The 20,952-nt window shown below is 56.3% G+C and carries 14 protein-coding genes; 13 read left to right on the plus strand and 1 reads right to left on the minus strand.

Features of this window, described 5'->3' with window-relative positions; translation table 11 throughout:
- Positions 1-246: 246 nt before the first annotated feature.
- The 6 genes from pilG to M8T91_RS00720 all read left to right on the plus strand — a co-directional run bounded on the left by pilG (position 247) and on the right by M8T91_RS00720 (position 11,094).
- A complete protein-coding gene (pilG, locus tag M8T91_RS00695) occupies positions 247-642 on the plus strand; it encodes a twitching motility response regulator PilG (protein WP_020413651.1) in 396 nt (131 codons plus the stop codon).
- 244 nt (positions 643-886) lie between these two features.
- Entirely contained in the window at positions 887-1,249 is a 363-nt protein-coding gene (gene pilH, locus M8T91_RS00700) for a twitching motility response regulator PilH (RefSeq protein ID WP_301419160.1), read from the plus strand.
- A gap of 17 nt (positions 1,250-1,266) precedes the next feature.
- Positions 1,267-1,806 (plus strand): chemotaxis protein CheW, encoded by a 540-nt coding sequence (locus M8T91_RS00705; RefSeq protein ID WP_301415829.1) that lies wholly within the window; start codon positions 1,267-1,269, stop codon positions 1,804-1,806.
- 163 nt (positions 1,807-1,969) lie between these two features.
- Positions 1,970-4,111, plus strand: a complete 2,142-nt coding sequence (locus tag M8T91_RS00710; RefSeq protein ID WP_301415831.1) for a methyl-accepting chemotaxis protein — start codon at positions 1,970-1,972, stop codon at positions 4,109-4,111.
- Between the two features lie 115 nt (positions 4,112-4,226).
- On the plus strand, positions 4,227-10,568 hold the full coding sequence (locus M8T91_RS00715; RefSeq protein WP_301415833.1) for an Hpt domain-containing protein: 6,342 nt from the start codon (positions 4,227-4,229) through the stop codon (positions 10,566-10,568).
- A 43-nt stretch (positions 10,569-10,611) separates the two neighbouring features.
- A complete protein-coding gene (locus M8T91_RS00720; RefSeq protein ID WP_301415835.1) occupies positions 10,612-11,094 on the plus strand; it encodes a chemotaxis protein CheW in 483 nt (160 codons plus the stop codon).
- Positions 11,095-11,446: 352 nt separating this feature from the next.
- Here M8T91_RS00720 and M8T91_RS00725 read toward each other — a convergent pair whose 3' ends face one another.
- Positions 11,447-14,104 carry a penicillin-binding protein 1A gene (locus tag M8T91_RS00725; protein WP_301415837.1) on the minus strand — a complete coding sequence of 886 codons (2,658 nt, stop codon included), beginning with the start codon at positions 14,102-14,104 and terminating at the stop codon, positions 11,447-11,449.
- Positions 14,105-14,251: 147 nt separating this feature from the next.
- On the opposite strand from M8T91_RS00725, the gene M8T91_RS00730 reads away from it, so the two are divergent.
- The 7 genes from M8T91_RS00730 (at position 14,252) to aroB (ending at position 20,938) form a co-directional block, all read left to right on the plus strand.
- Positions 14,252-15,328: a pilus assembly protein PilM gene (locus M8T91_RS00730; RefSeq protein WP_301415839.1), complete on the plus strand. Its 1,077-nt coding sequence runs from the start codon at positions 14,252-14,254 to the stop codon at positions 15,326-15,328.
- A 1-nt stretch (position 15,329) separates the two neighbouring features.
- On the plus strand, positions 15,330-15,905 hold the full coding sequence (locus tag M8T91_RS00735) for a PilN domain-containing protein (protein WP_301415841.1): 576 nt from the start codon (positions 15,330-15,332) through the stop codon (positions 15,903-15,905).
- A 12-nt stretch (positions 15,906-15,917) separates the two neighbouring features.
- Positions 15,918-16,538, plus strand: a complete 621-nt coding sequence (locus M8T91_RS00740) for a type IV pilus inner membrane component PilO (protein WP_301415843.1) — start codon at positions 15,918-15,920, stop codon at positions 16,536-16,538.
- Positions 16,535-17,065 (plus strand): pilus assembly protein PilP, encoded by a 531-nt coding sequence (locus M8T91_RS00745; protein ID WP_301415845.1) that lies wholly within the window; start codon positions 16,535-16,537, stop codon positions 17,063-17,065. Before M8T91_RS00740 ends, M8T91_RS00745 begins: the two co-directional genes overlap by 4 nt.
- The gene (locus M8T91_RS00750; protein WP_436970312.1) at positions 17,065-19,248 is read left to right on the plus strand and encodes a type IV pilus secretin PilQ; all 2,184 of its coding nucleotides are present in this window, start codon (positions 17,065-17,067) and stop codon (positions 19,246-19,248) included. The genes M8T91_RS00745 and M8T91_RS00750 overlap by 1 nt, the downstream gene beginning before the upstream one ends.
- Complete coding sequence (aroK, locus tag M8T91_RS00755; protein WP_301419163.1) at positions 19,248-19,769, plus strand: shikimate kinase AroK; 522 nt, start codon at positions 19,248-19,250, stop codon at positions 19,767-19,769. Before M8T91_RS00750 ends, aroK begins: the two co-directional genes overlap by 1 nt.
- Positions 19,770-19,852: 83 nt before the next feature.
- Positions 19,853-20,938 (plus strand): 3-dehydroquinate synthase, encoded by a 1,086-nt coding sequence (gene aroB, locus M8T91_RS00760; protein WP_301415849.1) that lies wholly within the window; start codon positions 19,853-19,855, stop codon positions 20,936-20,938.
- The last annotated feature ends 14 nt before the right edge of the window (positions 20,939-20,952 follow it).

Consider the following 20,952-nt stretch of genomic DNA (forward strand, 5'->3'; position numbering starts at 1 on the left):
GCAGCTTCACCAGGGTGCAACTTTAACACGCTGTACTGGGTTCAAGACCAAAGTGGTGATAATTTGAACCGCATCGCCAGGGGTTTGTCGAGTCTGGTAGATTAACCTGGGGTTCTGTGATAAAAGTTCCTCCAGTGTGCGATTTTGGCTAGGCGAGACACCCAGACCCCCTATGTGGTTCACCGAGGGTGCAAGAATACGTTTTCGCGTGCCCGGCAATAAGTAAACAGGGGAGTCAAAAAAACTATGGAGCTTAACTGGGAAAGTCTGACTGTTATGGTGATCGACGACAGTAAGACAATTCGTCGCACTGCCGAAACACTGCTGCAGAAGGCGGGTTGTACGGTCGTTACCGCAACGGATGGCTTTGATGCGCTGGCGAAAATCGCGGACTCTCGCCCGGATGTTATTTTCGTCGATATCATGATGCCGCGCCTAGATGGTTATCAAACCTGTGCCCTGATTAAAAATAACAGTGAATTTCGCTCTACTCCTGTCGTTATGTTGTCGAGTAAGGATGGTTTGTTCGATAAGGCAAAGGGGCGTGTTGTCGGATGCGATCAATATTTAACCAAACCGTTTAGTAAAAGTGAATTGTTGGGTGCGATCTCAGCCCATGCCAAGCCACATCACGCAGCCTGAGCGTTGTCGCTAACAAAGAAAGTGAGTGGCCGGTACCAGGTGGTGCTCTGAAAAACAGACAGAGGCTGGTTCGGAATTGCGTACATATTCCCTTGTTTATGGGGACCTGGGAAATGTGTTGGCCGGGAAGCAGCTGATAGCCAGTGCAAACTTGGGCATGCTAACAAGAAAGTAACAAGCAAACCGTCAAACGCGGTCGTTCAGCTGCCGATGAGCCGATTATAAGATGTCATGGGGAATAATGATGGCAAAAGTATTAATAGTGGATGACTCTCCTACTGAAACACACAAATTGACTACAATTTTGGAAAAAAACGGACACGTGGTAATCACAGCCCCCAACGGCGAAAACGGTGTTGATGTCGCGCGAGCGCAGTGCCCGGATCTTATTTTAATGGATATTGTGATGCCCGGTCTGAATGGCTTCCAGGCCACCCGCCAACTGAGCAAGGACAGCAGTACCTCGGGCATCCCAATTATTATTGTGACTACCAAAGATCAGGACACAGATCGGGTCTGGGGCATGCGCCAGGGTGCCAGGGCTTATCTAACCAAGCCTGTGGACGAGGGCAAGCTGTTGAGCGCGATTGGGGAGGTGTTGGCCTGACGGCCAGCTGCTTCAGTGTGCAGTCAACAATACCTTATTTGGCCCTGATTGATATTGCGCGGCGTGCCAGGGCGCAGTCCAATGGCCTGCCCGCACGCCGGGAAATCAAGCCGTACTGGAGTGGGGTTGGTTTCTCCATTCTCGAGCATAATTTCGTCGCCTCCATGGATGATGTTGTGGAACTGCTCGAAGTGCCGCAATACACCTTCATCCCGGGCGTTCAGCCCTGGGTGAAAGGGGTATCTAATGTACGTGGCCGCCTGTTACCCCTGATTGATCTCGCCGCTTTTTACGGTGGCCATCTTACCGGTCCGCGACAGCAGCGCCGGGTGTTGGCGCTTGAACGCGAAAAAACCTATGTGGGTTTGATTGTGGACAGATTGCACGGAATGCAACACCTGGCGTATGAATATGCCCGGGAAGCGCCAACGGATTTGATTGAGTCATTTGCACCCATGGTGCAGGGCCAGTTTATTTTGCAGAGGGACCGATGGCTGGTGTTCGATATGCGGGCCCTGCTCAAAGATGGCCGTTTTATGGATGTAGCCCTTCAATAGAGAATCCAAGCTCAGTTTGCCGGCGCCTCACTTTATTGACAGCGCCGGGAATGGTCAGCGGGCGGTGCAGTGATGAACACCGGCTGCAGGCGGTTGTTGTAAATGTGTTAGAAGTCAAGTGGTACTAATCTGGCCTGATACCCGGGCCCGCTAGGAGTGAACTATGAAAACAGGCTCCCAGAGTTCCTTTTCCGCGTTGCGCAGTAACCCTGCCGCGTTGGGTTTGGGCCTGCTGGTACTCGCCGTACTGGCGGGACTGGTCGTCAGTATCTATCTGGTACAGACCCGCAGCGATCGCGATAAAGAATACCTGCAGCAAGTGGCGGAATTGCGCGCACTCTCTTATCAGGTGGTTTCCTATGCACCGGCCGCTACCTCAGGTGATGAGGAAGCGTTTGTCGAGCTAGAGAAAGTGTCCGGGCAGATGGCCAACGCCTGGAACCAGTTGCAGCAAATGGATACAGGTAGCCGCCGCACACTCGAAGCCGAGCTGGCTGCCTATGGGCAGGTGTGGCGCAAGTTACGAGAGCAGGTGGACACCATTCTCGGCAACAAGGAAACCATTATCTTCCTGAATGACGTTGCCACCACGCTGAGCGCCTCTCTTCCCGAATTGCAGGCGGAACACAACAATATTGTTGAGATCCTGCTGGCTAACAACGCCCCGGCCAATCAGGTGGAGCAGGCACTGCTACAAGTTTGGCGCGCGGAACGGATAGGCCGGAATATCGACAAGATGTTGCAGGGTGGCGATGACGCCGAAGCCGCTGCGGACCAGTTCAATACCGATGCGAGTCTTTTTGGTAAGGTCGTAGACGGTATGAAAAGTGGTGATGTGGTGATGGGTATTTCCCAGGTTACCGACGATGAAGCGCGCCGCTCCCTGGATGAAATTACGGAATTGTTTGAGTTTGTAAGCTCTTCGGTACGGGAAATCTTTGAGGCGACCCCGGCTCTGTTTGCCACGCGCCAGGCCTCCGATGGCATTATCGCCTCCTCACCGCAGTTACTAGAAGCCCTGAACGCGCTGAATGACCGCATCGTGAATCTCTCGAATGAACGCCAGCCAAACAATATGACCATTGCGATTCTGGCAGCGGCCTTTGTATTGCTGATTTTCGTCATGATGGGAATGGTCATCTCCGGTACACGCCGCAATCTGCTGCAGGAAGCGGATACCAACGAGCGCAACCAGCAGGCCATTATGCAACTGTTAGACGAGTTGGCGGATCTTGCCGATGGGGATTTGACCACTTCTGCCACAGTAACCGAGGCCTTTACCGGTGCGATTGCTGACTCTATCAACTTTACTATTGACCAGTTGCGCGTGCTGGTATCGCGGATCAACGGCGCCGCTCAGGAAGTGTCCGGCCTGTCCCAGGAAACCCAGCAGACCGCTTTGCACCTCGCCGAGGCCTCTGAGCATCAGGCACAGGAAATTGCCGGGGCCTCCGCTGCGGTGAATGAAATGGCGGTTACCATTGACCAGGTGTCTGCCAACGCCTCCGAATCTGCTCAGGTGGCAGAGCGCTCGGTACATATCGCCAGTAACGGGGCCAAGGTGGTACAGAACACCATCAAGGGGATGGACAACATCCGTGAGCAGATACAGGATACTTCCAAGCGAATTAAACGGCTTGGGGAGTCGTCCCAGGAGATTGGTGATATCGTAAGCCTGATTAATGACATTGCTGACCAGACCAATATCCTCGCATTAAACGCCGCCATCCAGGCGAGTATGGCCGGTGACGCTGGCCGGGGTTTTGCGGTGGTTGCGGATGAAGTACAGCGACTGGCGGAGCGCTCTGCCGCTGCAACCAAACAAATAGAAGGCCTGGTGAAAGCCATTCAGTCCGACACCAATGAAGCGGTCATCTCCATGGAGCAAACCACCACGGAGGTGGTGCGTGGAGCCCGACTGGCCCAGGACGCAGGTGTCGCCCTGGAGGAGATCGAAAACGTATCCGGTAACTTGGCCTCTCTGATTCAGAACATCTCCAATGCCGCTCGCCAACAGGCTTCCTCTGCCGGCCATATTTCCAATACGATGAACGTGATCCAGGAAATTACCTCCCAGACCTCGGCAGGTACTCAGGCAACGGCGCAGTCCATTGGTAACCTGGCGCAAACGGCCAACGCACTGCGCGATTCCGTTGCCGGCTTCAAACTGCCCCAGGAGGAAAGCCTCGAAGTCAGCAGTGAGTCGTATGACGTGGAATTACCCGAAATGGATGTGGACAGTTTCACGATCGAAAGTGAAGAGCCCGCTGCTTTGGGGGCTCGCGAAGGGCGGGCGTTGGCCTGACTAAAAGGACCATCTGGCGTTGTTTTAAGATGACCTCGTGGACAGGGGCGCGCGTGAGGCTTTCGTGATCATCATGGAAGCCGGCTCGCATCGGAGTATTGCGCCTGCATAGAGAATGAAAAATTGGGGACTTGGCGTGAATCACGACAATCCAAACTTCCTGGCCCTGGATTGGCTGATCGGTGAAATCAACGAGACCATGGCGCAGGCGCGTCAACTGCTCGAGACATTTGCTGACGATCCAGATGCCGGTGCACCACTGTTGCAAAACTGTCTGTCTCTGGTCCATCAGGTACACGGCAGCCTGCATATGGCACAGCTTTCCGGTGCCGCCATGCTGGCTGAGGAGATGGAACAACTGGTTCAGGCGTTAGCCAGTGGTGGTATCGAAAATACGGAAGAGACCCGTGAGTTTCTTATGCGCGCGCTGTTGGAGTTGCCCCTGTACCTGGAAAAAGTCTCTTTCCAGCGTCGGGACAATGCGGTGCTCCTGCTGCCTCTTCTCAACGACTTGCGTGCGGTGCGTCGTGAGCGTCTGATCACAGAAGGTGCGCTTTTTTCTCCCGACCTTTCCCCTCTGGAGCAGGTCACCGGCAAGCGCCAGCCGCTGACCGCGGACAGTGCGAAACTGCAGGAGCTGGTCACCAAACTGAGAAAGATGTATCACGTCGCTGCGGCAGGCCTGATTCGGGATGTGAACAGCGGTGAGAGCCTGGCCTACCTGAACAAAATTGTTGAAAAGATGCAGTTGCTTTACCGCGGCAGTGTGCGCGAGTCCCTATGGGCGGTTCTGCTGGGCATCTTTGAAGCCATCGGTGAGCATCGGCTCAGTGTACAGCCCGCCCTGCGCCACCTGCTGCGCAGGGTCGATGTGGAGTTCCGCCTGCTGCAGGGCCACGGTGCCAGGGTACTGGATGCACGCCTTGATGCAGATTTCCTGCGCAACCTGCTTTTCTACGTCTACCTGGCCGGTCCCAACGGTCCGCGTTGCCACGATCTGTACCTGCGTTTTGGCCTGGACAGAGCGGTTCCGGGCACACCTCGGCCCGATACCGAGGATGTGCTGGCAATGGGCCCCGAGGCTCTCGGCACCGCGATCACCGCTCTGCGCGAAGAGCTTCAATGGGTGCGCGAAGCCCTGGAGCCGAGCAGCGCTGCGAGTGAACAACCGCCATTGAGCGAAATTGCGGTGGTGGTCAAACGGGTTGCGGATACCCTCGGCGTGCTCGGGCTTGAGACGCAGCGCGCTCGTGCCCGCGACATATACGGATATTTGCGCGATGCCTCCCGTGGCAGCGATGTTGAGGAGTATCTGATGCGCGCCGCCGGCGAGCTGGTACAACTGAATTCCGCCCTGGCGGCCAATATCGATCGCAATAAACGGGTTGATGATGAACAGCCGATTATGGGCGATGCTACAGATTCGGTTCGGCGTGAGGCGCACCTGGGGTTGGAGGCAGTTAAAGAGGCGGTGATGGAGTATGTCGCCAGTCACTGGGACATTAGTTACCTGAGCCGGGTGCCACAGCGCCTGCAGGAAGTCTGTGGTGGCTTGGAAATGGTGGGCTATCGGCGCGCCAGCGAAATAATCGCCGCCTGTAAGCACTATATCGGGAAGTCCCTGATCGAGAAGGCCGAGCAGCCCGAGTGGCACATGCTGGATACCCTGGCCGATGCCATTACCAGTGTTGAATATTATCTCGAGCGCCGCTGCGAGGGTCTTGAGGATGCCGAGATGCTACTGGCATTGGCCGAAGACAGTGTCGCCAATCTGGGCTTTCCCCTCAGTGGGGAGAGGCGGAATCCCCCCGAGAGCGCCGATTCCACAGATGAAGCAGTACCGGAGAACGAAGCTGTTGGTGGGGATAGAGAGGCTTTTGCACTATTTGATACGGAGTGTACCGAGGCTGGGAAAGCCGAAGGTGAAATAGAGCATGAGTCCAGTCCTGCAGCGGAGCCTGCAGGGGGAGGTACTCCCTTCACCTCCGCAAAGGCGGAGAGCATGGAAACCCCTGCTGAGCCCCTGAGGTTCTTTGAGCGGGATGAAGTACCCAATAAGAACCCTATTGCGGCTGACAATAACACTGAGGGTGCACATGCCCTTTCCGCAGGCGATGGGGTGCCGGCTACAGAAAAGGCGCATGGATTACTGAGCGGTGAGCATTCTCCCAAGCCTTTACATGTATCCGCTCCGGCATTGGAAGATGCGATTGGTAAACCGATACCAATGGATGAAGAGACGCCCATCGCGCCGGAAGCGAATACCCACATCGGACCGGCCTTGGAGTCGCCTGAGAAATTAACAGGGGTACAGGCATCGACCGGTGATGACGAGGGCCTGATCGATGAAGAGATTGTAGAAATATTTCTCGAAGAGGCCGGTGAAGTTCTCGCCCATATTCGCAATTACTTCCCCGATTGGGCGGTCGATTTTGCCAATGTGGGTGCCCTGGTGGAATTTCGCCGCGGTTTCCACACCCTAAAGGGGTCGGGCCGCATGGTCGAGGCACTGGATATCGGCGAGCTGGCCTGGGCGGTGGAGAACATGCTCAACCGCATTATCGATGACAGTGTGAAACCCCAGGGTGCCCATGTGCGGTTGGTCGAGCGGGTCTGCGAGAAACTGCCCTCTATGATCGAGGCCTTTCGCGGCGGTCGGGGTGATCCGGATCAGCAGCAAACCTTGCAGCTGCAAGCCTGGGCAGAGCAGCTCAGCCATGGGCGTATCCCCGCGGAACTGGAAATGCAGAGCGCCGGCAGAGTTCAGAGCCCCGTAGAGGAGGACAATGGGGAGGATCGGGCACAACTCTGGGAGATCTTTGCTCAGGAGGCGGAGACCCACTTGGCGGTGGTGGGCGGATTCATTGAGGATATGCGTACCGCTGCGCCGGTTTACGGAGTGCCCAGCGATCCTTTGCATCGGGCGCTGCACACCCTGAAAGGCTCTGCTCATATGGCGGAAGTTAACGTGGTCGCCGAATTGATGGCGCCGCTGGAACGATTCGCCAAAGAGTTGCGTATTTATCAAGTGCCGATTGACGGCGACATACTGGAATTGATCAATGATGGGGCCAGCTATGTACGTCAGGTGTTGGCCCAGATCCGTGCTGGGAAACCGTTGGGCATTGGAAGATCTGAGCAGTTCCTCGCCCGAGTGGCCGAGCTGCAGGAGCGCTCTGTTGGCCACTTGATCCGCGAGCGCGAGGCCAACGAGCCCAGGGCGGTGGACCCGGAACTGCTCGCGGTACTGATGGCCGACGGAATGCGAGTTTTGCTGGATGCCGACCAAGTGCTGAATCATTGGCGTGCCAATCCCGCCGACAAGTCCCAGGTCACCCTCGTTGCCGAAGAACTCAAGGTTTTACAGGAAGCGGCCAGTCACGCTCAACTGCAGACTCTGGCGGAGCTTTCCCAGTTACTCTTGGGTGTCTACCACAGGGTACTTTCCGGTCAGCTTGAAGGTGAGCCGGCGCTGTGGGCGTCCTTGGAACAGGGGCACAATGAACTGCTGGACCTGGTTGATGCTGTCGCCGCTGCGCAGGATTTGCCGGAGGTGAGTGAGGCTGTCGGGGAGGCACTGCGTTACCTGGCACAAGGTGTGGCGGTCACCGAAGTGCCCGAGGAGGATTACGATCTGAGTGAACTGGGTATTAACGGCCCAGAATTCGGCATTGTGCAGACGCTGGAGCAGTCCCGCGATACCGCCGTTGAATGTGGGCCTGCGCACGGAGTTGAAAAGGCGGTGGCAGACAGCACCAGTGAAGGGGTGCAAAAAGCGCCCGCTGCGCTTTCAGGGCTACAGGTGACAGCGGTGCCGGAGCATGGGCCGCAACAGTCTGCAGATGCCACACTCGGGGTGCATACAGCGGAGACAAGCGAACCTGAGGCAACCCCTGTTGAGTCATCATCGGTGGCGGAAGTCAGTGCCGCCGGGTATCGCCAGGAGGTAGGCGCTGAGCAAGAAAACCTGCTCGCAGAAATCGATCCCGATGTTGTCGACGTCTTTATGGAGGAAGCGGTTGATCTTGCCGACGAGTTGGAGGCCTTGATCCAAAACTGGGAAGATGCACCGGAAGACCGGAAACAGGCGGAAGCGCTCAAGCGGGTGCTGCATACCTTTAAAGGCGGTGCGCGCATGGCTGGCCTTATAGGGCTTGGCGAAGTGGCCCACCGATTTGAAACCGTGATTGAGCAAATGCGGGATGACATTCAGCCATCTCGGCAGTTTTTTGCCGGTGCCCACGGTATCCACGACCGTATTGCCGACGGCGTTGAAACTGTGCGCGCCTGGATGTCCGGAAAACAATCGGAAGCCTTTGTGCAATTGCTGGTCGCCGACTGGGCCGATCAGGATCCCCGAGGGCGTGCTGCCGAAACGACGGAGAGCGAGGCTGTGGTCCTGGAACTGGCACAAGCCGCCGAAGATGTTACCGCTGACGCTCGGTCAGGGGTGAGTGCACCGCAATCCTTATCCACAGAAGGGCTGAAGGAGAATGAGCCCTCTGATTGTCCAGCGCAACGGGAAGTTGTCCAGGGCAGTGGCAACATACTGCCGTTTATCCGCAAGTCGGAGGGCTCGGATGAGGTAGCGGGTCCCGCCAGAAACCAGCCCCAGGAAATGGTCCGCGTCGCCGCTGAGCTGTTGGAAGAACTGGTGAACCTAGCCGGCGAGACCGCCATTTCACGCGGTCGGCTCGAAGAGCAGATGAGTGAGTTCGGACTGGCGCTCGACGAAATGGATTCAACCCTGGTGAGGCTCAATGAGCAGTTGCGCCGCCTGGATAGGGAAACCGAGGCGCAGATCCTGTTTCGGCACGAACAGCTCGCTGAGCAGGACGGTAACTTCGATCCGCTGGAAATGGATCGCTACTCCTCCATCCAGCAGTTGTCCCGCTCCCTGTTGGAATCCACTTCTGACCTGATGGAGCTTCGCTCCACCCTCGATAACAAAGCGCGGGATACCGAGACCCTGCTGCTGCAACAGTCGCGGGTAAATACGGAACTGCAGGAGGGCCTGATGCGCAGCCGCATGGTGCCCTTCTCCCGCCTGGTGCCACGCCTTCGCAGGATCGTGCGACAGGTGAGTGCAGAACTCGGCAAGCAGGTAGATCTGGTGTTCTCCAATGTTGAAGGGGAGTTGGACCGGTCCATGCTTGAGCGCATGGTGGCACCGCTGGAGCACATGCTGCGCAACGCGGTGGACCACGGCATCGAAGTGCCGAAGGCGCGTCTCGCTGCGGGCAAGCCCGAGCGCGGTCGAATTGAGGTCGCTCTGACGCGCGAGGGCAGTGAGGTGGTGCTGACCATCTGCGATGACGGTGCCGGCGTCGATCTGATAAAGGTGCGGGAAAAAGCCGTGGAAAATGGCCTGATGCGCCCGGACGCAGAGCTGTCCAATAATGAGATACTGCAGTTTATCCTGCAGGCGGGCTTTACCACTGCGGAAAAAGTGACCCAGATTTCCGGTCGTGGGGTGGGTATGGATGTGGTTTCTGCAGAGCTGAAGCAGATTGGTGGCGGCGTGCATATCAATTCCCAGGCGGGAGCGGGTACCGAGTTTGTCGTGCGTCTGCCGTTTACCGTGTCTGTCAATCGCGCGCTGATGGTAAAAATCGGTGAGGACCTGTTTGCCTTGCCCCTGAATACCATTGAGGGCATCGTACGTCTCAGCCCCTTCGAACTGGAGCATTACTATCGCACCGGCGACGCCCGCTTTGAGTATGCCGGTGATCGCTATGAGGTCTGTTATTTCGGCACTTTGCTCAAATCGGGTGCCCAGCCAAAACTCAGTGTCGACGATATGCAGTTGCCGGTTCTGCTGGTGCGTTCCGAGGGCCATGCCATGGCGCTGCAGGTGGATGCTATCCGCGGCAGCCGTGAGATCGTGGTGAAGAGTCTGGGGCCGCAGTTTGCCGGCGTACAGGGGGTATCCGGGGCAACGGTAACTGGCGACGGCACCGTGGTGGTGATCCTCGACGCCCACGCCCTGCTGCGTCGACAGGCCACCCAGCTGGCGCGCCCGGCAATGCCACAATTACAGTTGCAGACGACGCCGAAGCGGGAGACGGAAGAGCACCAGCAGACAGTGATGGTGGTGGATGATTCAGTCACCGTGCGCAAGGTGACCACCCGCTTCCTTGAACGCGAAGGCTACCTCGTCAATACCGCCAAGGATGGCCAGGATGCAGTGATCCAGTTGCAAGACAAGATCCCCGACCTCATCCTGCTGGATATCGAGATGCCGCGTATGGATGGTTTCGAGGTGGCGCGGCATATTCGCTCCAGCAGTCGACTGCGGGATATCCCCATTGTGATGGTCACATCCCGTACCGGTAGCAAGCATCGCGATCACGCCATGTCGCTAGGTGTGAACCACTATCTGGGCAAGCCCTACCAGGAAGACGTATTGCTGGAAACCATTCGCGAGTATGCGGGAACTTCAGCTGTTGGCAGATGAGGTTGCCTGCGCCCAAGAGAGAGCCTGAACACAAGAGGTAGCAATGCGTGAAGTTGAAGCCCTACCGGTGGATGTCCCCCCTGAGGTAAGCAGTCTGTTGCTGCCCCTGCAGCAGGGGCAGATGCTGGTACCCGTAGACAGTCTCTCCGAAATCATTGCGATGCAGACTCCGGTGGCTGTGTGCGATACGCCTGAATGGTATCTGGGGGACCTTATCTGGCGTGAGCAACGCCTGCCGCTGTTGTCTTTTGATGTGATGCGCGGTGATTCCCTCGACGATATCTCGGAGAATGGGCGCATCGCTGTTCTGAGCAGTGGCAATCCCGATGGCGACCTGCCATATTTCGCGCTTGTACTACGGGGGACTCCACGCCTAGTCCGTGTAACCCCGGAAGAACTGGCGCTGCGTGAGCAATGCCTGAACCCCGGCGAACTAATGCACGTTGCCCTCTCTGGGGAGGAGGCTGTCATACCCGATTTACAGGGGCTGGAGTGTGCCTGTCTAAAATACCGCAGGACGGAGTGACAAGGTGTCCGGTTCAGGCGGGCGGCAGCCTGCCTTTCCCTGTGTACAGGGAAACAGTGCCAAAGAGATGGTGCAAACGTGGCGAACCGTGAGTTTACCCTACAGATTCCCTCGCTAAACACACTGCCTATGGAACTGTTTTGAGACCCTAGGTATCCCGTGCAGAGAATGCATTGGTAAGGCCATAGTGAGCCCGGCTTGCGCTCTGGGTATCCTGTAAAGGCTGTGGTGCCTTTCTGGCCGGCCCAGTGGCAATAATAGGAAGCCATATCTCCTGCATGACAGCGCAAATTCCCCCCGTGAACATTCAGCCATAGACTGCCCAGAGCTATTTAAAGGCGCTCTGGGAGGCTTAAAACAGTTCCTCGGGCAGGGATTCAACCGGCCGTTCCCGTCCGGGCATATCCCTATCGTCGTCGGTATATCTGTGGCGGTAGGGGTTATAGACCTCCCGCCCGGGTACACGATTGGTTCGGAAAATCTCGAACATGCCGCCATAGGAAGTGCGCAAGCCATTCTTAGGGTTGATACGCACGGTCATGATATTGTCGGGTTGGGGCAGGTGGCGCTCCGGCAGGCCCTTGAGAGCTGCGGACATAAATTCGATCCAGATAGGTAGCGCGGCGGAGCCACCGTACTCATTCTTGCCGAGTTCCCCATAGGAGTCGAAGCCCACCCAGGCACTGGTAGCCAGGTATGGGCTGTATCCGGAGAACCATGCATCCCGGGGGCCATTGGTCGTGCCGGTCTTACCGGCGATATCGCCGCGTTTCATCACGAGGGCGCGGCGCCCGGTTCCTTTCTTGATGACATCCTTGAGGATGGAATCCATGATGTAGGTGGTTTCCACGGTCATGGCGCGTGGGGCCAGGGGACGCGCCTGGTTCTTTGCAGGGTCCAGGGGCCCTACCGGCAACACGTTCAACTTAACGGGCCCCTTGCCCTGATCAGGGCCTTCCTCAGCCTGTTGCCAAGCTGCCAGGTCAAGCGGCTCCTCCTTGAAACCCTGGGCATCGATACCGGGTTCGGGGCAGTCAGTACACACGGTGAGAGGCAGTGCCTGGTAGAGTACCTCGCCATTGACATCCAAAACCCGGTCCACCAGATAGGGTTCCACCCGGTAGCCGCCGTTGGCAAAGGCGGCATAGCCGCGCACCATGTCAAGGGGAGTGAGCGCAGAACTGCCCAGGGCAATGGTCAGGTTGCGCGCGAGCTTGCTGCGTTCGAACCCGAAGCCTTCAATAAAGCCAAGGGCATAATCGAGCCCAAGGGCCTGTAGCAGGCGGATGGAAACCATGTTACGTGATTTATACAGCGCCGTACGCAAGCGGGTTGGCCCGAGAAAGGTGCCGCCATCATTCTCGGGGCGCCACACATCCTGCAGGTTGGTTTCTTCAAAAATAATCGGCGCATCGTTGATCATACTGGCAGCCGTATAGCCCCGTTCAATGGCGGAGGCGTAAATAAAGGGCTTGAAACTTGAGCCTGGCTGTCGCGCTGCCTGAGTCACCCGATTGAAGTGGCTCTGACGGAAATCGTAGCCGCCAACCAGAGCGCGTATGGCACCGTCTTTGGGGTCGATGGAAACCAGCGCTCCCTGAGCTGCCGGCACCTGGGCTAACGCCCACTCCTCGGTGACCTGCGCTTCCGAGAGCTCTGAATCGCTTTCATCGGGATCGGCAAATGGATCCGGGTTGGGAATTTCCTCGTCGGTTGGGTTCGAGGCGGTATGGCTGGCGTTTTTACGGGGGGTCAAGACAATGTGGCGCAGGCGCACCACATCGCCCGGTGCAAACATTTTTTCAGCGGATTGCAGGCGCGGGCCCCGGGCACTCTCGGAGATGTAGGGACGAATGGCATTGAGCCCGTTGCGCCAGGGAATCTCCACTACCCGTCGATCCCGCAACTGCACCTGAAGCTGCCTGGGCTCCACGGCAGTGACCACAGCGGGCTCGAGGCCGCCGAGCACAGGAATTTCATTGAGCAGATCAATCAGCTGGTCACTATCGTGCAATAGTTCTGGCGGCAAACGCTGCTCAGGGCCGCGGTAGCCGTGGCGGGTATCGTAGGTTTCGAGCCCGTGTTGCAGGGCCTTTCGCGCCGCATCCTGAAGGCGGCTATCCACGGTTGTAACCACCTGATAGCCATCGGTATAGGCGCTATCGCCAAACAGTGCCACGGCCTCCTTGCGAGCCATTTCGGCAATGTAAGGGGCATCCAGGTCCAGGTCCCGACTGTGATAGCGGGCAGTGACCGGGGCGGTGATGGAGTGTTTGTAGGCATCCTGGTCGATATACCCCAGATCCAGCATACGCTTCAGAATCCAGTTGCGGCGCACCAGTGCACGGGTTGGATTGGCAATGGGATTGAAGGTGGAAGGGGCCTTCGGCAGTCCCGCCATCATGGCCCACTGGGCCAGGTTGAGTGCCTTGATATCGCGCCCATAGTAGACTTGGGCGGCCGCCTGGAAACCGTAGGCGCGGTTACCCAGAAAAATCTTGTTAATGTACAGCGTCAGGATCTCGTCCTTCGTGAGTTCGCGCTCTATCTGTAGGGAAAGCAGGATTTCATTGAATTTGCGTATAAAGCGCTGCTCGCGGCTCAAAAAGAAGTTGCGTGCCACTTGCATCGTCAGGGTGCTGCCACCGGACTGAATGGCACCGGTTTGTATCAGTTGGGAGGCGGCCCGGATCAGCCCTTTGATGGAGACGCCGTTATGGGAGTAAAAGCTCGCATCCTCGGCGGCGAGAATGGCCTGGATAAAGGGCTCGGGTGTTTGCTCGATGGTAATCGGGCTGCGCCGTTTTTCCCCGAATTCGCCAATCAGTTTCATATCCTGTGAATAGACCCGCAGGGGTGTCTGCAGGCGAATATCCCGCAAACTTTCAATGGAGGGCAGCCCCGGCTTCAGGTAGAGGTAAATGCTGGCGAGCACCATGGCGCTAGCCGACAGGCCGGCGAGGCAGAGCCAGAGCAGCCCCAGCAGGCGGTTTTGGACTTTTGCGGTCATGAAATGGCTTCTGTGTACTTCATTTGTTGGGTCCGATGAATAATTATACGAATATTGTGCGCTATTACCTATGCAAATGCCGGTTGAAGGGGTAATTTAAAGTGCTATAACATCAAACTCTTATAACCCACGGAAAAGATAAGAAAAATGGGGATTTTCCCTTTTCTGAATAAAGGCCAAAAGGCCATGCTGGGGCTCGATATTAGCTCTACTGCGGTGAAATTGCTGGAGCTGAGTCGCAATGGTGATAAATATCGAGTGGAGGGTTACGCCGTGGAGCCCCTGCCTCCCAATGCGGTGGTGGACAAAAACATCAACGATATCGGGGCTGCCGCTGAGGCTATCCGCAAGGTGGTGCGCCGATCCAAAACCCGCCTGCGTCAAGCCGCCGTGGCCGTTTCCGGTTCGGCGGTGATTACCAAAACGCTGGAAATGCCCGCGGATCTCTCCGATGAAGACTTGGAGGCGCGGATTGCACTGGAGGCAGACCAGTATATTCCCTACCCCCTCGAAGAAGTCAGTCTGGATTTCGAAGTGCAGGGTCCTTCTGAGAAAGGCGATGATCAGGTGGAGGTTCTGCTGGCAGCATGCCGAAGCGAAAACATTGATCAGCGCGTTTCCGCGCTTGCAGAAGCCGAATTGGAAGCCGGTGTGGTTGATGTGGAAGCCTATGCCATAGAGCGTATATATACTCTTTTGGAAGGACAATTGCCACCACAGGAGCAACTGGTTGCCGCTGTTGTGGATATTGGCGCCACTATGAGTGCTCTGTCCATTTTGGTGGATGGCAAGACCGTTTATACCCGTGAGCAACTTTTCGGTGGGCGTCAACTTACCGATGAAATACAGCGCCGTTACGGCCTGTCATCGGAAGAGGCTGCCCTGGCGAAACACCAGGGCGGTAGCGGACTGCCGGACGATTATCACACTGAGGTGCTGGAACCTTTCCGCGACGCGGTGATTCAGCAAATCACCCGTTCTCTGCAGTTCTTTTACTCTTCAACTTCCTACAGTGATGTCGATTACATCCTGCTCTGCGGCGGTGTTGCGGCCATGGAAGGCTTGTCTGAACTGGTTGGCGAGAAACTGGGCAAGCCCACGTTAATCGCTAACCCGTTTGCGGGGATGAGTATCTCCTCCAGGGTCAATCACAAGGCGCTGGGCAGAGAGGCTCCGGCCCTGCTGATTGCCGCAGGCCTGGCGATGCGGGAAAAGGAATACTGATATGGCCAAGATTAACCTGCTCCCCTGGCGCCAGGAATACCGGGCCCAGAAGCAAAAAGAATTTCAGCAGATTGCCCTGCTGGTTGTGATGGCGGCAGCGGTGTCTGTATTTCTTTGGATGGAAACTGTGGATCAGCAGGTTGATCGCCAGAAAGCGCGCAACCAGATCCTGCAGGTGAGGATCAACGCTCTGAATAAACAGGTCGCGGAAATCAAGGAATTGAAAAAGCACCGCCAAGAGCTGATTGATCGCATGCGGGTAATCCAGGAGTTGCAGGGCAACCGCCCCCTGGCTGTGCGCTATTTCGATGAGCTGGTGCAGGCTACACCAGAGGGGCTATGGCTGACTTCTCTTGTGCGTAAGGGCAATAGCTTGGCCCTTTCTGGTGTCGCGGAATCCAACAATCGGGTCTCATCCTTTATGCGCAACCTGGACCAATCAGACTGGTATGACTCACCCATACTCACGGATGTCACGGCAAGTCCTGCGTTTGGGGAGCAGGCGAGCGCTTTTCAGCTCGGAATCAACCTGAGTGGGCGTAAAAAGGACAGTGAACAAGCCGATGCAGACAATTGAAGGAATCTGATCATGGCATTGGGGGATACACTAGAACAACTGAAGAATCTCGATATTAATGATATCGATTTCAGTCGTGTGGGCGTCTGGCCGCTGCCTGGGCGTGTTGCGCTTTTGAGCCTGGTCGCGGCAGGGTTGATAGGACTTGGGTATTACGTCTGGATTGGCGACCTGTACAGCAAGCTGGAAATCGCTGCAAAAAAAGAGCAGGAATTATTTGTTCAATTTGAGCGCAAACAGTTTGAAGCGGAAAACCTGGAGGCCTATCGTGCACAGCTTGTCGAAATCAAAGAGAATTTTGGTGCCTTGCTCAAACAGCTGCCGCAGGATACCGAGGTGCCGGGCCTGCTGGAGGACATTGACGAGTATGGTCGCGGCAGTGGCCTTACTATTGAAAAAGTGGCACTGGAAGACGAATTGGTGGGCGAATTCTATGTGGAGCTTCCAATTCGTATAGAGGTTCAAGGGGGCTACCATGAATTTGGCGCCTTTGTCAGTGGTATTGCCGGCATGCCGCGTATCGTCACACTCCACGACTATGAAATCACCACCAATCGGGATGGCGCAGGCCTTCTGAGTATGGTCATCAACGCCAAGACATATCGCTATAAAGACCAGGAGGAAGAGGGGTGATTAGGTATATCGTCCTCGCCGTTACTCTCCTGATGGTTTCGGGATGTAGCCTGAATACGGACTACAGTGACTTGCGCGAGAGAATGGCCGAAGTAGAGCGGCGGCCCCGGGGTCAGATGGAGCCGATACCGACTTTTACGCCGTATAGCCCCTATGTGTACAGTACTGCAGCCCGACGCAGCCCTTTTGTTCGCCCGGTGCTGGAGTCGGAGCAGAGGCTGGTGGGGCGCAAGCTCGATATCGCACCGGATATGAATCGGCAGCGGGAGCTGTTGGAAAGAGTCAACTTCGATGCCCTGTCGATGGTGGGCACACTGTCCCGCGACGGGCAGCTCTGGGCTTTGATTGATGATGGCGCCGGCGGTATCCACCGGATTACCGTCGGCAACTACATGGGGAAGAACCATGGGCGCGTGGTGAATGCCACGGCTTCACAAGTCGACGTACTGGAAATTGTACCGGATGGCACCGGCGGCTGGATTGAGAGGCCGCGGGCACTGACGTTGAAAGAGAGGGACAACGGATAATGATCAATAAGCAGTTCGCCAAATGTTTGGCCCCGTACCGGCTACTACTGCTCGTTTTGTTGATACTTCCTGCTGCCCTGCAGGCCCAGGTGAATCAACTGACTGATATCCAGTTTTCCGAGCTGCCCGGTAGTCGAGTGCAATTGCGCCTGACATTTAACGACGTACCGCCCGAGCCCACAGGGTACACAATCGAGAAACCAGCGCGCATTGTGATGGACTTCGCCGGTGTTGAGAGTGTTTTGCCGAGAAAAAAATACCCCCTGGGGATAGGAGGCGCCCGCAGTGCGGTGATCGTTTCCAGCGAGGGCCGCACGCGCCTGATTGTCAACCTGGACCAGTTGCCGGTGTATACCAGTGCGCGCGAAGGTAATCAACTGGTACTGGACATCGGCGCCGATTCGGCGACAGGGGCCACAGTGGCCGCCCCTGTCACCCCGAATCCCCACGATCGCGGTGCCAATTTGAGTGGTGATCAACAGTTCCTCACGTCTGGCAGAGTGGCTATCAGCAATATCGATTTTCGCCGCGGCGAGACCGGTGAGGGGAAAGTGATTATCAGCCTGTCTGATCCGGCCGTGAACATTGATGTTGAGCGTACCAAGGGCAAAATATACCTCACGTTTCTCAATGCCGAGTTGCCGGATTCTTTGCGCCAGCGCCTGGACGTAACGGATTTCGCGACCCCAGTGAATTCAATTAGGGTTGATCACGATGGGCGAAACACCGTCGTTGCTATTGATCCGGCAGATATCGAATATGATTATCTTGCCTATCAGGCGGATACTGAGTATGTGCTGAGCGTGAAACCGCTGACGGCTGCGGAAGTTCGTGAAAAAGAAAAGGCGTTTGAATTTTCCGGCAAGAAAGTATCACTGAGTTTTCAGGATATAGAGGTACGTTCGGTTCTGCAGATCTTTGCCGATTTTACCGACCTCAATCTGGTGGCAAGCGACACCGTGCAGGGGCGTATCACCCTGCGTCTGGATGGTGTCCCCTGGGATCAGGCCTTGGACCTGATTCTAAAGGCAAAAGGTCTGGACAAGCGCCAGGAAGGCAGTGTCATCATGGTGGCACCGGCTGCAGAGATTGCCGAACGGGAGCGGCAGGAACTCGAGACACGCAGGCAGTTGCGGGAGTTGGCACCGCTACGCACAGAATATATCCATGTCCGCTATGCCGATGCCGGTGAGCTCTTCAAGTTGTTTTCCGGCGAGCAAGGAGAGAGCCAGGGGCAGGGGGGCTTTGCCGGTGGCAACAGCGACGATAGCAATAAAGCCAGTATATTGTCCCCGCGTGGCAGTGCGATTGTCGATGAGCGTACAAACACGATCATTCTCACGGACACAGAAGATAAGATCGCTCAATTTCGCGAGTTGATCGAGGCCATTGATGTCCCGATCCGCCAGGTAATGATCGAGGCCCGTATTGTTACCGCAAACAGTGATTTTACCCGCCAACTGGGGGTCAAGTGGGATTATGTGGGGGATCATGTACTCAGTGATGATGCTCTGGGGGTTGGCTCTGGCAGCCTGAATTTAAAGGAGGAAACCACCCTTGGTGCCCTAGAAGGAGACTTTGATCCTTTACTGGTGGATTTGGGGGTAAGCAATCCCGCAGGTAGCATCGCCTATGCCATCTTAAAAAGAGACTTCTACCTTGGCTTGGAGCTGTCTGCTCTGGAAGAAACCGGTATGGCTGAGATAGTCTCCCAGCCAAAGGTGGTGACGGGAGACAAGCAGGAGGCCAATCTTCAATCGGGCGTAGAGATTCCCTATCAGGAGGCCACTTCCTCGGGAGCTTCCGCTATCACCTTTCGCGAAGCGGTGCTGCAGTTGAAGGTTGTGCCGCAAATCACCCCGGACAACAATATTATTATGGCGTTGAGAATTGACCAGAACAGTATTGGCGAGCTTGTCGACGTAAGTGGCGGCGGTCAGGTGCCCTCGATCAATGTGAATTCTCTGGAGACAAAAGTGCTGGTCCGCAATGGCGAGACGATAGTCCTGGGTGGAATTTTTGAGAGTAATGTGCTTGAGGGGGAAAGCAAGATTCCTTTCCTGGGCGACATCCCCTACCTGGGTAACTTGTTCAAGAGGACTATTCGGACGGATGACAAACGCGAGATACTGATGTTCATTACACCGCGTATTATGGAAGACGAGACATTTTTTGCGAAGTGATCAACCGCTCCATTTTTTTAGTCGGCCCCATGGGGGCGGGCAAGTCTACTATCGGTAAATTACTGGCGGCCCAACTGCGGTTGCCGTTTGCCGATACCGACAAGGTGCTGGAAGAGCGCACAGGGGCAGATATTCCCTGGATCTTCGACGTGGAAGGGGAGGCGGGATTTCGTCGGCGAGAAAGTGACGTGCTTGAGGAACTGTGCCGCGGGGTTTGCCAGGTGATTGGCACAGGCGGTGGCATAGTACTGCTGGCGGAGAACCGACACAAGCTGCAACAGTGCGGCCACGTCGTCTATCTGCAAGCCGGTGTGGAACAGCTGCTCGAACGCACGTCAAAAAATGCCAATCGACCACTCCTGTATGTCCCCGATCCGCGCAAGCGTATTGAAGAGATACTGCGGGAGCGAGAGCCTCTCTACCGCGAGGTGGCAGACGTCATCTGCACTACCGATCACTTAAATCCCAAACAGGCCGCCGAGTTGGTGGCTGAACGTCTGCAAGACTTTCTCTGCCAATAATGCCTTGGGCACTCTGTGCTACAGTGGGCCTCATTTAATTCCCCGTTGCGGCGTCAGATGCGAACTGGGAGAAGGAGAGCACCATGCACAGCTTGAATGTAGCGCTGGGAGCGCGCAGCTACCCCATTATCATCGGCTCGAGACTCCTCGGAGACGCTCAGTATTTGTTGCCCTCTATCCGCGGGCGTCAGGTCTGTGTGGTAACCAATGAAACGGTTGCACCCCTGTATCTAGCCCGACTGCTCGATGGCCTGCCCGGCTTCGATAAGGTGGATGTTGTCGAGTTGCCCGACGGCGAATCATACAAAACCCTGAATACCGTTAACCGTATCTTCGATGTTCTCCTGGAGAAACGCCACAACCGCACCACCACTCTGATCGCTCTTGGCGGCGGTGTGGTTGGGGATATGTGTGGTTTTGCCGCTGCCTGTTACCAGCGCGGGGTGGATTTTATCCAGGTACCCACGACTCTGCTCGCGCTCGTGGATTCCTCTGTCGGCGGTAAAACCGGCGTTAATCACCCATTGGGGAAGAATATGATCGGCGCCTTTTACCAGCCTCGCCTGGTATTGGCGGATACGGATACCCTCGCCACCCTGCCCGACAGGGAATTTTCCGCCGGTGTAGCCGAGGTTATCAAATACGGCTTGATCTGTGACGCGCCGTTTTTTCATTGGCTCGAAGCCAATATGGATGCCCTGTTGCAACGCGATGCAGCCATCCTGGCCTATGCCGTTGATCGTTGCTGCCGGGATAAGGCGGCCGTGGTCGCCAGTGACGAGCGTGAGTCCGGACGTCGTGCCATATTGAACTTTGGCCATACCTTCGGCCACGCGATTGAAACGGTGCAGGGCTACGGTGTCTGGCTCCACGGTGAGGCGGTTGCGGCTGGTATGGTCCTGGCACTGGAGCTGTCACTGCTGTGTGGGAGTATCAACAACAACCTGCTCGAGCGACTGCGGAGTCTATTGCGCAAGGCCCGGCTCCCACAACGGCCGCCCGCGGAGATGACCGTTGTCGACTTTCTGCAAGCCATGGAGCTAGACAAGAAAGTGGTGAATGGGAGGTTGCGCCTGGTGGTACTGAAGTCGCTCGGCGAAGCCAGGGTGGCCGATGACACACCGAGGGAAAAAGTGATAGAAGCGCTAAAGAACTGTGGGGTGAGGTGATGATTCTCCGGATA

Origin of the sequence: Microbulbifer sp. MI-G (assembly GCF_030440425.1) — a bacterium.
GTDB classification, from domain to species: Bacteria; Pseudomonadota; Gammaproteobacteria; order Pseudomonadales; family Cellvibrionaceae; genus Microbulbifer; species Microbulbifer spongiae.